This window comes from Amycolatopsis sp. NPDC049868, from assembly GCF_044461365.1.
Classification (GTDB): Bacteria; Actinomycetota; Actinomycetes; order Mycobacteriales; family Pseudonocardiaceae; genus Amycolatopsis.
On record NZ_JBITKV010000013.1, the window covers coordinates 178,995 to 192,129 of the forward strand.

General features: G+C 68.3%; 14 protein-coding genes. 9 read left to right on the plus strand and 5 right to left on the minus strand.

What is annotated here, in order from left to right:
• Nucleotides 1-4: 4 nt before the first annotated feature.
• Entirely contained in the window at nt 5-982 is a 978-nt protein-coding gene (ligD, locus tag ACIBTM_RS37820) for a non-homologous end-joining DNA ligase (protein WP_395881954.1), read from the plus strand.
• On the opposite strand, the gene ACIBTM_RS37825 is transcribed toward ligD, so the two are convergent.
• Complete coding sequence (locus ACIBTM_RS37825) at nt 948-1,550, minus strand: TetR/AcrR family transcriptional regulator (protein ID WP_395881955.1); 603 nt, start codon at nt 1,548-1,550, stop codon at nt 948-950. The genes ligD and ACIBTM_RS37825 overlap by 35 nt on opposite strands.
• A 28-nt stretch (nt 1,551-1,578) precedes the next feature.
• Here ACIBTM_RS37825 and ACIBTM_RS37830 point away from each other — a divergent pair, with 28 nt between their 5' ends.
• The 4 genes from ACIBTM_RS37830 (at nt 1,579) to ACIBTM_RS37845 (ending at nt 6,103) form a co-directional block, all read left to right on the plus strand.
• On the plus strand, nt 1,579-2,787 hold the full coding sequence (locus tag ACIBTM_RS37830; RefSeq protein WP_395881956.1) for a saccharopine dehydrogenase family protein: 1,209 nt from the start codon (nt 1,579-1,581) through the stop codon (nt 2,785-2,787).
• Nucleotides 2,788-3,147: 360 nt separating this feature from the next.
• The gene (locus ACIBTM_RS37835) at nt 3,148-3,963 is read left to right on the plus strand and encodes a DUF4097 family beta strand repeat-containing protein (RefSeq protein WP_395881957.1); all 816 of its coding nucleotides are present in this window, start codon (nt 3,148-3,150) and stop codon (nt 3,961-3,963) included.
• A gap of 201 nt (nt 3,964-4,164) precedes the next feature.
• On the plus strand, nt 4,165-5,421 hold the full coding sequence (locus ACIBTM_RS37840) for a DUF222 domain-containing protein (protein ID WP_395881958.1): 1,257 nt from the start codon (nt 4,165-4,167) through the stop codon (nt 5,419-5,421).
• A gap of 67 nt (nt 5,422-5,488) precedes the next feature.
• Nucleotides 5,489-6,103 (plus strand): tyrosine-protein phosphatase, encoded by a 615-nt coding sequence (locus ACIBTM_RS37845; protein ID WP_395881959.1) that lies wholly within the window; start codon nt 5,489-5,491, stop codon nt 6,101-6,103.
• On the opposite strand, the gene pip is transcribed toward ACIBTM_RS37845, so the two are convergent.
• Nucleotides 6,100-7,044: a prolyl aminopeptidase gene (gene pip / locus ACIBTM_RS37850; RefSeq protein WP_395881960.1), complete on the minus strand. Its 945-nt coding sequence runs from the start codon at nt 7,042-7,044 to the stop codon at nt 6,100-6,102. The two genes, ACIBTM_RS37845 and pip, sit on opposite strands and share 4 nt — an antisense overlap.
• Nucleotides 7,045-7,179: 135 nt before the next feature.
• Here pip and ACIBTM_RS37855 point away from each other — a divergent pair, with 135 nt between their 5' ends.
• Nucleotides 7,180-8,277, plus strand: coding sequence for a glutamate--cysteine ligase (locus tag ACIBTM_RS37855; protein WP_395881961.1), 1,098 nt, complete (start codon nt 7,180-7,182; stop codon nt 8,275-8,277).
• An 11-nt stretch (nt 8,278-8,288) separates the two neighbouring features.
• Here ACIBTM_RS37855 and ACIBTM_RS37860 read toward each other — a convergent pair whose 3' ends face one another.
• Nucleotides 8,289-8,894, minus strand: a complete 606-nt coding sequence (locus ACIBTM_RS37860; RefSeq protein WP_395882005.1) for a DNA-binding response regulator — start codon at nt 8,892-8,894, stop codon at nt 8,289-8,291.
• Nucleotides 8,895-9,352: 458 nt separating this feature from the next.
• On the opposite strand from ACIBTM_RS37860, the gene ACIBTM_RS37865 reads away from it, so the two are divergent.
• On the plus strand, nt 9,353-10,051 hold the full coding sequence (locus ACIBTM_RS37865; protein ID WP_395881962.1) for an AraC family transcriptional regulator: 699 nt from the start codon (nt 9,353-9,355) through the stop codon (nt 10,049-10,051).
• 78 nt (nt 10,052-10,129) lie between these two features.
• Here the strand turns inward: ACIBTM_RS37865 and ACIBTM_RS37870 are convergent, their stop codons facing one another.
• Nucleotides 10,130-11,125: a DUF1702 family protein gene (locus ACIBTM_RS37870; protein ID WP_395881963.1), complete on the minus strand. Its 996-nt coding sequence runs from the start codon at nt 11,123-11,125 to the stop codon at nt 10,130-10,132.
• Nucleotides 11,125-11,433: a hypothetical protein gene (locus ACIBTM_RS37875; RefSeq protein WP_395881964.1), complete on the minus strand. Its 309-nt coding sequence runs from the start codon at nt 11,431-11,433 to the stop codon at nt 11,125-11,127. The genes ACIBTM_RS37870 and ACIBTM_RS37875 overlap by 1 nt, the downstream gene beginning before the upstream one ends.
• Nucleotides 11,434-11,547: 114 nt before the next feature.
• On the opposite strand from ACIBTM_RS37875, the gene ACIBTM_RS37880 reads away from it, so the two are divergent.
• Nucleotides 11,548-12,153: a DNA-binding response regulator gene (locus ACIBTM_RS37880; RefSeq protein ID WP_037347757.1), complete on the plus strand. Its 606-nt coding sequence runs from the start codon at nt 11,548-11,550 to the stop codon at nt 12,151-12,153.
• Nucleotides 12,154-12,319: 166 nt separating this feature from the next.
• The gene (locus ACIBTM_RS37885; RefSeq protein WP_395882006.1) at nt 12,320-13,099 is read left to right on the plus strand and encodes a BTAD domain-containing putative transcriptional regulator; all 780 of its coding nucleotides are present in this window, start codon (nt 12,320-12,322) and stop codon (nt 13,097-13,099) included.
• The last annotated feature ends 36 nt before the right edge of the window (nt 13,100-13,135 follow it).

Sequence of the window (13,135 nt, forward strand, 5' to 3'; positions counted from 1 at the left end):
AGGCATGAGCACCGTGCCGGACGCGATCGCCCCGATGCTGGCGACCGACGGCGACCTGCCCACCGGCGGGTGGGGGTACGAATACAAATGGGACGGCTACCGCTGCTGCCTGCGTGTCGCGCGCGACGGCGAGACACGCCTGACCAGCCGCCGCGGGCTCGACATCACGGCGACGTACCCGGACGTCACCGGCGAAGCGCTCGATGGTCGCGAAGCCGTCCTCGACGGCGAGATCGTCGTGCTCGACGAGCAAGGCCGGCCCAGCTTCCCGCTGTTGCAGACCCGGCACCTGCGTACACCGGACGCGTCGCTGCTGGAACGCAGCCCGGTGCACTTCTTCGCCTTCGACGTGTTGCTTCTCGACGGCGACGTCCTGCTCGACGAGCCTTACGCGGCCCGGCGCGAGGTGCTGAGGTCCTTGGGCGCCGGCGGCCGCATCACCATCCCACCGGGGTACACCGACGAAGACATCTCGCCCGATCAGCTGCTCGACGTCGTCCGGCAGCACGGGCTCGAAGGATTGATCGCGAAGAAGCTCGACAGCCGGTACTACCCCGGCAAGCGCACCCGGCAGTGGGTCAAACGGGCGCTGTGGCATACCCAAGAGGTCGTGGTCGGCGGCTGGCGTCCCGGCGACGGACGGCGCTCGGGGACACTCGGCGCGCTGCTGCTCGGCGCCCATGACGAAGCCGGGGACCTGCGCTACATCGGCGACGTCGGGACCGGGTTCACCGACAAGGTCCTCGAAGACCTGCATGCCCGGCTCACCCCGCTGGAACGGAAGAAGCCGCCCTTCGCCTCGGAGGTCCCGCGCGATCGGGCCCGGCGAGTGCACTGGGTGGAGCCGGAACTCGTCGGCGAGGTCGTGCACCGGAACTGGACGCCGGACGGCCGTCTGCGGCATACGACCTGGCGGGGTTTGCGGGCGGACAAGACCCCCGAGGACGTCAAGGTGCCGGCGGCGGCAACTGATCCAGGATGAGCGCGGCCGCGCGTTCGACCTGACGACGGCGTCGTTCGTCGACGACGTCCTGGATGCTGAACGCCCAGTGCGCCTCGAACAGGCACACCAGCGCGTACACCGTGTCCGCGACGTCGTCGGAAGACGCACCGGGACTGTGCGCGGCCAACAGCGCTTCGAGCTCGGGCAGCCACAGCTCGGTCCACAGCTCGCGCAACCGGCGGCGCACGTGCTCGTCGCGGGCGCTCAAGGCCACCAATTCCGTCCACACGACCAAGTCCTCGCGGGTGCGATACGCCCCTGGCGCGAAGAGCGACAAGACCCGCTCCCGGAGTGACAGGCCCGGATCACGGCGGAAGATCTCCGTTCCCATGGCGCCGACGGCGTGCTCGATGAACGCGCCGATCAGGTCGTCGCGGGAGCCGAAGTAGTGCAGGACCAGCGTGCGCTGCATTCCCGCCACTTCCGCCACCTTGGCGAAGGTCACGCCGGCCAGCCCGTCGCGCACCACCACTTCGGCCGTGGCCCGGAGGATCTCCGGGATCCGTTCACCGGCCTTGCTCGGCCTCCCGACTTGATTTACTGTCATGACAGTAAATATATCAAGGGGGTCTGACATGCGGGTTCTCGCACTCGGCGGAGGCGGAGAGATGGGGGCCGCCGCGGCGGCGGTCCTGGCCGCGAACGACTCGGTGACCGAAGTGGTCATCGCCGACCGCGACCTGTCCCGCGCCACCGCGGTGGCGGGCCCGCTGGGGGCGAAGGTGTCGGCGCGACGGGTCGACGCGACGGATCACGCCGGGCTGGTCACCGCGATGAAGCGGCATGACCTGGTCGTCAACACGGTGGGCCCGTTCTTCCGGTTCGGCGTGCCGATCCTGACCGCCGCGCTCGAAGCGGGCCGCGACTACGTCGACATCTGCGACGATCCGGAACCGACGTCGCGGATGCTCGAACTCGACGAGCGGGCCAAATCCGCCGGGACGTGCGCCCTGATCGGCACCGGCGCCAGCCCCGGCATCGCGAGCATGCTCGCCGTGCGCGCGGCACGGGAACTGGACACCGTCGAAACCCTCCTCACCGGCTGGAACATCGCCGCGGCGCAGCCGGAAACACCGCACCGCGGCGCGGGTCCGAGCGCGGCGGTCGTGCACATGATGGAGCAGATCAGCGGCACCATCCCCGTCCTGCGCGACGGCAGGCCGGTGCACCGTCCGGCGCTGGAGAAACTCAGCTGGCACCACCCCGGGCTCGGCGTGCTGCACGGGCGCACTGTCGGGCATCCGGAGGCCGTGACCCTGCACCGCGCCTTCCCCACGCTGCGCTCCAGCACCAACGTCTGCGTCGGGGACAAGACGGCGCTCGGCATGCTGGCGGGGCTGCGGCGGCTCATCGACGCCAGGGTGCTCAGTCCCGAACGCGCGGCGCGGCTCGTGGAACGGGCGGAGAAGCTGCTGACCTCCGAAACGAGCGACATCTTCAAACGTGGCACTCCGCCTCCCCCGTTCGCCGTGGCCACCGGCGTTCGCGAGGGGCGTCCCGGCGTCGCGGCGACGATCCTGGCCAACACGCCGGGATTCACCATGGCCGCCGTCACCGGTGTCCCGCTCGCCGTGTCGGCACTGCTCATCCCCTCCGCCCGGCGGCCGGGTGTGCACACCCAGGAGACGCTCATCGACCCCGACGATTTCTTCGCCGCGCTGGCCCCGCACTGCATCGGGAACCCGTCGCCCGCGCAAATGACCGCCACCACGACGAGCTGGGCGTCGGAAGAGGAGAACGAGCGAGCGCTCGACGCGTCGCTTCTGACCGCTTTGCTGCGCTGAGTTCCGCGCTGGGCTTGTTCGCCTGTGGGGCGGGGCCGCCGGCCGAGCCATAACCCCACGCTGGCGCCGAAGGATCCGTAACCGGCATCGGCGCGCATCGCGTTCGTCAGCTCGTCGACGTTGGCCTTGTGCGCGGCTTCATGGCGGTCCCACACGCGACAGTGGCTCCACCCGGGGTGGCCGCGCTGACGTTCGTGAACAACAGTACGGCGCCGACGATCAGGACCAAGGCCGAGACGGGCTTCTGGGGCAGCGCCGTTCCATGTCCCCGGCGTGTCAGCGCCGTGGCGGTCCGGTGTCAGGCCGGTCGGCGATCGTTGCTTTCACCAACGAGGGATCACCACCACCAAGGAGTTCGAGATGTCCGTTTTCCCCACCCCGCAGCCGATCGCCGCCACGCTGACCGTCGCCGGCGCCCGGGTTCGCCTCACCGCGAGCGAACGCACCGACACGGTGGTGCTGGTCGAGCCGATCGACGCCGCGAGCAAGTCGGACGTGAAGGTCGCCGAGAACACCAAGGTCGGCTTCGACGGCGGAAAGCTGTCGATCGAGACGAAGAAGGCGGGCGGCAAGAAGGGCTCGGTCGCGATCACGATCGAGGTGCCCACCGGTTCTCAGCTGGCCCTGAACACGGCTTGGTCGGACGTCCACGCCGAGGGCGAGTTCGGCGACTGTGCGCTGGAGATGTCGTCGGGACAGGTCCGGATCGACCGCGTCGCGGCGGTGCGAGGCGACCTCGCGGCCGGTGAGATCGCGATCGGGCACGTCGCCGGGACCGTGGCCCTCGAAGGCGGCTCGGCCGGAGTCCGGATCGGCGAGGTCGAAGGCACCGTCAAGTACTCGGGCGCGACCGGGAAGGTCTGGATCGGGCACGCCCGGTCCGACGTCGAACTTTCCGGTTCCAGCGGAAGTTTCGACATCGACCGCGCCGACGGCGACATCGTCGCGACGGCGGCCAATTGCCCGATCCGCGTCGGACGGCTGTCGCGCGGCGAGGCCGAACTGATGAACGCGTCCGGCGGCATCGAGATCGGCGTCGACGGGGACACCGCGTCCGTGGATGCCAAGAGCACCAAGGGATCCGTGCGCAACTCCCTCGCGAACGGCAGCGAGGGCGAGGCCAAGGTTTACGCCCGCACGCGACTGGACGACATCGTCATTCACCGCGCCGCGTGAATCCGGCGGTTCGGCGGGGTGGTCGCGGTTAGCCGACTACTGCGATCACCCCACTGGCGCACGGTCATTCGACGTTGACTTTCCCGATGCTGAACGAAGAAGCCGGGGATCCCTTTGCCCTAAGCCTCTCGTGACCTTTGGGCGCGATATAGTCTGAATATGCTATAGCACAGGTGTTCGATTCGGCGTAGCGTTGATCTTGTGTCCAGCGACGATGCCTCTCCGAAGACGTCCACCGAGTGGTGGCGCGTCGACACGGCGACGCTGCACGCCCGCAAACAAGAACTCGAAGTCCTGAAACGACAGCTGGATGCCGAGCAGAACGCGATCCTCGCGGAAATCAATACCCGCGGGATACGCGGCTGTAGTGGTCATTCGACGTTGGCGGGGCTGATTTACGAGGATTTCCTGGTGTCGGAGAAGGAAGCCGACGCCCGCGCCGACCGGGTACTGGCCCTGCATCCCGGTCCCTCGATCGGCGGCGACCCTGAACCGCCGTTGGCGCCGTTGACTGCTGAGGCTGCTGCGGAGGGTGCGATCGGCGGCGGTCAGATCGACGCCATCATCAAGACTCTCGCCCGGATTCCGTCCAGTGTTCCGGAGGAGGATGTGCGGGCTGGGGAGAAGATCCTGGTCGAGCTGGCTAGGCGTGCCGGGCCACGGCAGATCGCCAGCGCCGGACGCCGCCTGCTCGACAAACTCGACCCCGACGGCAAAGAACCCCGCAACGACGACCCCAAAGAAACCCGGCCGGAGCTACGGTTCGTCAAACACCGCGACGGCACCTTGGGTCTCAAGGCGCGGCTAGATCTGGAAACCTACGCCCGCTTGAAATCGGATTTGGATCCGATGGCCAAACCCCACAAGGCCGTCGACGGGGTCCGGGACTCCCGAACCCAGGACGAACGCTACGGGGATGCCTTCACCGACTACGTGCGGTTGAAGACCACCAGCCGCAACCTCCCCGGCCAAGCAGGCGAGGCCACGCACATCCTGGTCACCATGTCCTACGACGACCTGATCCGCGATATTGGTGAAGCCCATCTGGATCTGGTGGGGCCGATCAGCGCCACCGACGCCCGCATCCTCGCCTGCGACGCCCGCGTCAGCCCCGGCGTCCTCGGCACCGCAGGCGAGCCGTTGGACATCGGCCGCTCCAAACGCACGGTGTCGTTGGCCCAGAAATACGCGCTCACCCTCCGAGACGGAGGCTGCGCGTTCCCCGGCTGCGACATGCCCGTACCCCGCTGCACCGCACACCACATCGTGTTCTGGCGACACCACGGCGAAACCAAAATCGACAACCTCGTCCTACTCTGCACCAAACACCACCGGCTGATCCACCGCAGCGAATGGAAAGTCCAGATCGCCCAAGACGGACTCCCCGAATTCACCCCACCCACCTACCTCGACCCCACCGGGACCCCGAGGCGCAACACTATGCACCTCAGGACATAGGCCAACCCGTGAAGCTTCCAGATCGGACAGCGGTACAACGGCCTACAACTCACCTTGGAGTCGCTCGATGAAGTTGGTTTGGGAAGGATGCCTCAACGGCCGCGACGTCGGCGGCTTGCTCTCGGCCGATGGACGGCGGACCCGTTACGGCGCGCTTCTCCGGTCCGACAGCCACACTCGGTTGACCGCCGAGGGAATAGCCGCGGTCCGCGCCGCGGGGATCGGTCGCATACTCGACCTCCGATGGGCGCGGGAAACCGCACTGGAGCCCAGCCCGTTCGCGGACGATCCCATGTACCGCAACGCTCCTTTGATCGCCGAGCTGGCCGAGCAGGGCACCACCATGCCGGACGCGTACCGCACCATGCTCGACGACAACCAACGTCAGATAACCGGCGTCTTCGTTCAGCTGAGCGACGCTCCTCCCGGTCCGCTCGCGGTGCACTGCAGCGCCGGGCGAGACCGGACGGGAGTGCTCGTCGCGCTCGCGCTGAGTGTCGCGGGTGTGCCGCCCGCGTCGATCGCCGCGGACTACGCGCTCACGGAGGGCTGCAGCGGCGACACGATCCTCCGCACCCTGGCCCATTTGGAGAACCGCCACGGAGGCGTGTTCACCTACCTGACGAAGGGAGGAGCGAGCAGGACTCAGCTGAGCCAGGTAAGGGATCGCCTGCTTTCCTAGAACGCGGCCGACGCGAACCGGTCCAGCGCGGCGAGTTTCCAGGCCCGCTTCACGTCGCTCGAATGATGCCCCGAATCGTCGTCGATCAACAGCTCCGCACCGGGCCAGGCACGGGCGAGTTCCCAGGCTGTGTCCACCGGGCAGCTCAGGTCTCGGCGCCCGTGGATCAGCACTCCGGGAATGTCCCGCAGCAGACCGGCGTCGCGGATCAGCGCGCCGGGTTCCAGCCAGGCGGCGTGGGAGTAATAGTGCGTGACGATGCGGGCGAACGCGAGTTCCCATTCGCCGATCGGACCATTGTGGACGGTCGCACCGGGTTCCAGTGACAGCACGGTGTCCTCCCAGACGCACCAGGAACGGGCGGCCTCGGTCCGTACCGTCGGGCCGGGATCTTCCAGGAGCCGCGCGTAGGCGGTGACCAGATCGCCGGAAAGATCGCCGCGGAAACGGGCCCATTCCTCGGGGAAGAACCGGCCGGCACCGTGATACAGCCAGTCGATCTCGGACTGTCTCGTCGTACTGATGGAGCTGACGACGACCTCGGTGACCCGCTCCGGAAAACGTTCGGCGTAGGCGAGCGCGAGTGTCGTGCCCCATGAACCTCCGGTGACGAGCCAGCGTTCGATCCCCAGATGTTCCCGCAGGCGTTCCATGTCGGCGACGAGATGATCCGTCGTGTTGTGCCGCATGTCGGTCGCCGGGTCGCTCGCGTGCGGGGTGCTGCGACCGCAGCCGCGCTGATCGAACAGCACCGCGCGATAGCGGGCCGGGTCGAACATCCGCCGCATCCCCGGCGTACAGCCCTGCCCGGGGCCGCCGTGCAGCATGACCGCCGGCTTCCCGGTGGGGTTCCCGCAGGTCTCCCAGTAGACGACGTTGCCGTCACCTACATCGAGCAGTCCCTTGTCATACGGCTCGGCAGGTGGGTACAGATCGATCATGAACCAAGGCTAGACCGTCAGTGAGACCGCGAAACACTTTCGCCGCAACGAAGTTCAGCACACCGGCCCTTTCCTCACCGCGTCCGAAGGAGCAGATTCAGAGATTCACCCTCGAAAGACCACGAACGGAGAACCATGGCGGTCGACGGCATGAACTACACCCTTGGGGTGGAAGAAGAGTTCGTCCTGCTCGACCCGATGGACGGCTCGGTCGCGTTGCGCGCGCCCGAGCTTCTCGAAGACCTCGCCTCCGAACCGGACGTCACCGCCGAGTTGATGCGGTTCCAGATCGAGACCGCGACCGGCATCTGCCGCGGCCTGGACGAGGTGCGCTCGGATCTGACGCGGCTGCGGCAGACGGTCGCGACGGCAGCGGAGGCCGAGGGCTGCCTGATGGTGGCGACGGGGATCGCGCCCTGCGGCAGGCGGGGAGACACGCTCACGCCCGAACCCCGTTACCGGCGGATGGCCCAGGCGTTCCCCGACCTGATCGACGACGCGGGGACGTGCGCCTGTCATGTGCACGTCGGCCTGCCGTCGCGGGATCTCGGCGCACGCGTCCTCGCCGGACTGCGGCCGTGGCTCGCCCCGTTGCTGGCACTCAGTGTCAACTCCCCGGTGGAGAACGGTGCCGATTCCGGCTGGTCGAGCAGGCGTTTCCCGATCTGGGACCGCTGGCCGACGGCGAAACCGCCCGAGGAATGGTCCGGCGCGGCCGCGTACGACCGGAGCATCGGGGAGGCCTTGCGCCGCGGTGCCGCCCTCGACGCGACGGGCGTGTACTTCTACGCGCGCCTTTCCCCAAGGTATCCCACGGTCGAGGTGCGGATCGCCGACGTCTGCCTGGCCGTCGACGACGCAGTGCTCCTCGCGGCACTGGTACGCGGGCTGGTCGCGACCTGCGCCGGGACGACGAGACCGCCGCGCGTCCGCGGTACCCGGATCGACGCCGCCTTGACGGCCGCCGCGCGCCGCGGGCTCGACGGGCCGGGCGTCGACGTCTTCACCGGCCGGGAGGCCGATCAGCGCGAACTCCTCGGCGAACTCGTCGAGTTCATCCGGCCGGCGCTCACGGCCGCGGGCGACGCGGAAGACGTCGATCGGGGGTTGGACTCACTGTTCGAACACGGGACCGGTGCGGCCCGGCAACGCCGGCTGCTCGCGGAGGCGGCTTCTCCCGGCGAGTTCGCCGCGGATCTCGCCCACGCGACGATGAACGTCCCGGCCCGGTAGGCGAGCCGGCGTCACAGCCAGCCGGACTCGCGCGCGATCCGCACCGCGTCGACCCGGTTACGGGCGCTGAGCTTCGAAACGATCGTCGTCAGGTAGTTCCGCACGGTGCCGGCGGACAGGAACAGTTCGGCGGCGATCTCGGTCGGGTCGGAGCCGACCGACGCCAGCCGGAGCACCTCGATCTCGCGGGCGGTGAGCGGGCATTCCTCGCTGTCCCAGGCGGCGAGCGCCAGGTCGCCGTCGACGACGCGCCGCCCGGCGGCGACCCCGCGCACCGCGTTGGCGAGCCTGTCGGCGGGCGCGTCCTTGCGCAGGAAACCGTTGACCTTCGCGGCCAGGGCCCGTCGCAGGGTTCCGGGGCTGCCGAGCGAGGTGAGGATCAGGGTGCGCACGCCGGGCAGTTGCTCGTGCAGTTCGGCGGCCGCGGTGAGCCCGTCCTTGCCCGGCAGGTCGATGTCGATCAGCGCGATGTCGGGACGCGCGGACTCGGCGAGCGGGAGGATCTCGTCGCCGCTGGCGCATTCGGCGACGACTTCGATGTCGGGTTCCAAACCGAGCAGCGCGACCAGGGCCCCCCGGACAATGTGCATGTCCTCGGCCACCAGGACCTTGATCATCGACCCCATCTGCCTTTCGCCTGCGTCTCGCCCCACGAGCCGACGATACTATCCTCACACACTCGTTCCGCGAAATGGAAACCGGCCCTTGACCGCCGCGGGGGGACGCGGTCAAGAGCCGGTTCTGTGTTGCCGCGGGAATACGTTCTTCGGACCGCGCCAACACGGCCGGGGAGGTTCCGGCGTGAATGCGCTACCAGGAATTCTGCGGTCACCGGCCGCCAGGGGCCAGTGCGCGCACCACCGGTGGACCATGGTTTTCGCATGCTCGCCCACCCTGTGAAATTTTCACGCCGGAGCACACATGAATCCATATCCGGCGGTGAATCAAGCACTTCAGGAGAAGCGGCGGCGAACACTACTGTCGGAAACCGCAAAGCATGCCAGAATTCCTCGAGCGAAAGGACGGCACAATGGATGAGACTGTCCGGCGAGCCGTGGAGCGAGCCATTGGGGCCATGAACGAGAAACTGGGCGAAGAGCTCACTATCGACGACATCGCCCGCGCCGCGACCTTCAGCAAATTCCATTTCACCAGGGTGTTCCAGCAGGCCACCGGGGTCTCGCCCGGCCGGTTCCTGTCCGCGCTGCGGCTCGACGAGGCCAAGCGCCTGCTGCTGACCACCTCGATCACGGTCGCCGACATCAGCCACCGCGTCGGCTACAACAGCGTCGGCACCTTCAGCACGCGGTTCAGCAGCCGCGTCGGCCTGTCCCCGTCCGCGTACCGGCGGCAGGGCGGCTTCCAGCGCCGTCTGGCCGGCGAACCCCGCCCCGGCCCGATGCGGGCGATCGTCCGCGGTTTCGTGTCGGCGCCGCCGGAGATCTCGCCCGGTCTCGTCTTCGTCGGTCTCTTCCCGACGCGGATCCCCGAGGGCGCGCCCGTGCGGTACACGGTCATCGACGCCCCCGGCCCCTATCAGCTGACCGAGGTCCCGGAAGGCGACTGGCACCTCGTCGCGCACTGCGTGACCGGCCCGCTCACGCGCCGCGGCACCGGGTACACCGGGCACCACGGTCCGATCACCGTCGAGCCGGGTGTCACCGCACGGCTCGCGGACCTGCGGATGCGTCCCCAGCGCCTGTTCGACCCGCCGGTACTGCTCGCACTGCCCGATCTGCGGCACCGGCCGGAGCCGGTCAAGCGCGCGGCCTGACCCGCACCCGGATGTCAGGAAAGGGTCGTTCAGGACGAAGAACGTCTTGAACGACCCTTTCCTGACATCTGCGGCGCCTCAGGCGGAGAGCCGGCCCGCCGAAGGGGCCAGACCGTCCCGGATGTTCCGCCGCCACAGCTCGTACGCGGGCGTCCCGTCCGCGGCGTCCTCGGTGACCTCGGTCGAGTCGGCCAACTCGACGGCCTCTTCGATGCTCAGCCCGGCGAGCGCACGCGCGGCGCGGCGGGTGTGCGGCGGGACGAACGACGAGAAGGTCCTCGCCTTCACCGCGAAGACGACACCGAGCCCGAGCTCGTCCTGGTGCTCCCCCGCCGCCTCGCGGAGCCTCACCAGCCCGGCCCGGTCGCAGCCGCCCGCGAAGGTCGAAGCCAGCCCGACCCCGCTCCACAGGTCCGGGCGGCGTCCGGCCGGGAAGCGGTTCACCGCCGCGGCGACCTTCACCGGGTCTCCGCCGTTGATGAACCACAGCGCGCGCCCGATGCCCTGATCGCAGGCGCGCGGGAAGTACGCGGGGGCGCCCGCCCACGGGTACGGCTTGGGGACGAACTGCTCGCCGACCCACTTGCGCGTGTCGAAGTAGGCGCGGTCGAAGGCGTAGCCGTCGACCGCGAGCCAGCTCATCGTCGGGTGGAACGGCACGCCGTCGAGGTCCGGCAGCACCTTCTTCCACAGCGGCCGGGGCAACCGGGCCATCGCGAACCCGATGCCGATGTAGGTCAGGAACACGTGCGGGAGACCGGGGCCGCTCATCAGTTCGGCCGTGCGGTCCTTCCGGCCGCCGGGCATGACGTCGAGGATGGTGAACGCCATCGCCGCGCCCTCGTAGGCGAACCCGCGCATCTCCGGCTCGACCATGTCCAGCCGCCGTTCGGCCTCCCACAGTGCCGGGGCGTCGATCCCCCACTCGAAACCGCACACCACCGACTGCGGGATCGACTCCAGCCGCGCGGTGGCCGGCGTCGGCGGCACTCCGAAGCCGCGCCCCTCGAAGCCGACCGAAGCCAGCGAAGGCGCGAACATGACCTTGCGCAGGGCACCCAGCAATGAGCTCATCATACGTCCTTTGTGGATAGTGGCGGCTTCGCGCGAACCGGCTCGTGCCGAGGAGACCATGCCGCGATCGACGTCCGATCGAGGTCGGCGCCGGTACCGCCGAACAGTCCATCGCCGCCTTCGAAAAGGAGAGAGTTCACCCGTTCGCCGGACTGATTCACCGGAATGGAACGTACTCGGCGGAGAATGAAAACCACACGAGGTAGCAATTTTACCGTCTTCTGACCTGACAGCGAGTAATCGATCGCTCGCAGTTTCAGTACACTCGAAGCCGGGCCATCGTCGCAGCTCACCGGCACATTGATCACGACAGGCAGGCCACGAGGAAAAGTGCAACCTTGTATCGTGCGATTCCGATTCACTCTTCCGGGTTTGCTATGTACACTGAGAGTTAGCGCGTTTCTGGGGAAGAGGAGGTCGGAGTGATCCGAGTCCTATTGGCCGAGGATATGCACATGGTCCGTGGCGCTTTGGTCGCCCTGCTGAACCTCGAACAGGACATCGAGGTCGTCGCCGAGGTCTGTTCGGGCGACAAGATCCTTCCGATGGCCGCGGAGTATCTCCCGGACGTCGCGATCATCGACATCGATCTACCCGCCAAGGACGGGCTCGCGGCCGCTTCCGAGCTCTGCCAGCAACTTCCGAGCGTCCGCACGCTGATCCTCACCTCGCTCGGCCGCCCCGGCACCGTCCGCCGCGCGCTCGACGCGAAGGTCAACGGATTCCTGCTCAAGGACGCGCCTGCCGACAAGCTCGCCAACGCCGTCCGTTCGGTCGCCATCGGCCGCCGGGTCATCGACAGTGAACTCGCGTTGTCCGCCTGGGAAACGGAAGACTGCCCGCTGACCCCGCGGGAAGCGGAGATCCTCCGCCTCGCCGCGAACGGGCGCACGGTCGCCGACATCGCGGCGGAGCTGTTCCTGTCACCGGGAACCGTGCGGAACTATCTCGCCACCGTGGTCACGAAACTCAACGCCCGCAACAGGGTCGACGCCATTCGTATCGCCACCGATTCCGACTGGCTCTGACCCGTTCCGCGTCTTCTCTTTTGCCACAACCGGTTCATCGCTCCAGGTCGTGACGATCGCATACCGCGCAACGAAGAAATCATGGCCTGCCTGGTGTTTCCGGCACTGTTCCGAAGGTTCTGCCTCTGTCACCGTCATGGAGGGGGAGTCCGCCGGAGGGCAGGGGATGCACGCGATGACCATCGAACCGGGTGACACGGCCAGGCTGCTGGGGCCACTCGAGCTGCACATCGGCGGTGCCGATCGCGCGCCGAGCACGCCGAAACTCCTACAACTGCTGGCGATGCTGCTCATCCGTCCCGGCAAGACGGTCCACGTCGATTCCCTCGTCCACGAGCTGTGGAACGACGCGCCCCCGCGCAGTGTCCGCCGGACCCTGCACACCTACGTCCACCACCTCCGCCGTCACCTCGACCCCGACGGCAACGGCGGAGTGCTGGTCACCAGCGCGCCCGGTTACCGGCTCGAGATCGACGCGGGCGTGGTCGACGTGTCGGAGTTCCAGCGGCTCCACCGGCTCGGCCGCGACCTGCTGGACGAGGGGGACGACGCGGCGGCCGCGCACGCGTTCCGCACCGCGCTGGATCTGTGGTCCGGTCCCCCGCTGGCGAACATCCACTGTGGACCGACCTTGGCCGCCTACACCGTCTATCTGCTGGAGCATCGGCGCAATGCCCGCGACCTGTGGATCGAGGCCGAGATCCGGGCGGGCAGGCACCGGGAGATGCTCGGCGTGCTGCGGTCGCTGACCACCGCCGACCCGTTCGACGAAACCCTGCACGCCCACCTGATCCGCGCGCTGGGGCTCAGCGGACGGCGTAGCGACGCGCTGGCGTCCTACGAGTGGCTGCGAACCAGGCTCGAGGACGAACTGGGGGTGACACCCTGCGCCGAACTGCGAGAGCTGCACCGCGAACTGCTCTCCGAGGGACATCCGATCCGCTGAACGAGCACCACCCGCCACCACCAGATCAAAGAAACT

Excerpts from the sequence above, each read along its gene's own strand:
- ligD (WP_395881954.1), top strand. The coding sequence starts at position 5 with ATGAGCACCGTGCCGGACGCGATCGCCCCGATGCTGGCGACCGACGGC.
- ACIBTM_RS37825 (WP_395881955.1), bottom strand. The coding sequence starts at position 1,550 with ATGACAGTAAATCAAGTCGGGAGGCCGAGCAAGGCCGGTGAACGGATC.
- ACIBTM_RS37830 (WP_395881956.1), top strand. The coding sequence starts at position 1,579 with ATGCGGGTTCTCGCACTCGGCGGAGGCGGAGAGATGGGGGCCGCCGCG.
- ACIBTM_RS37835 (WP_395881957.1), top strand. The coding sequence starts at position 3,148 with ATGTCCGTTTTCCCCACCCCGCAGCCGATCGCCGCCACGCTGACCGTC.
- ACIBTM_RS37845 (WP_395881959.1), top strand. The coding sequence starts at position 5,489 with ATGAAGTTGGTTTGGGAAGGATGCCTCAACGGCCGCGACGTCGGCGGC.
- pip (WP_395881960.1), bottom strand. The coding sequence starts at position 7,044 with ATGATCGATCTGTACCCACCTGCCGAGCCGTATGACAAGGGACTGCTC.
- ACIBTM_RS37855 (WP_395881961.1), top strand. The coding sequence starts at position 7,180 with ATGGCGGTCGACGGCATGAACTACACCCTTGGGGTGGAAGAAGAGTTC.
- ACIBTM_RS37860 (WP_395882005.1), bottom strand. The coding sequence starts at position 8,894 with ATGATCAAGGTCCTGGTGGCCGAGGACATGCACATTGTCCGGGGGGCC.
- ACIBTM_RS37865 (WP_395881962.1), top strand. The coding sequence starts at position 9,353 with ATGAACGAGAAACTGGGCGAAGAGCTCACTATCGACGACATCGCCCGC.
- ACIBTM_RS37870 (WP_395881963.1), bottom strand. The coding sequence starts at position 11,125 with ATGAGCTCATTGCTGGGTGCCCTGCGCAAGGTCATGTTCGCGCCTTCG.
- ACIBTM_RS37885 (WP_395882006.1), top strand. The coding sequence starts at position 12,320 with ATGCACGCGATGACCATCGAACCGGGTGACACGGCCAGGCTGCTGGGG.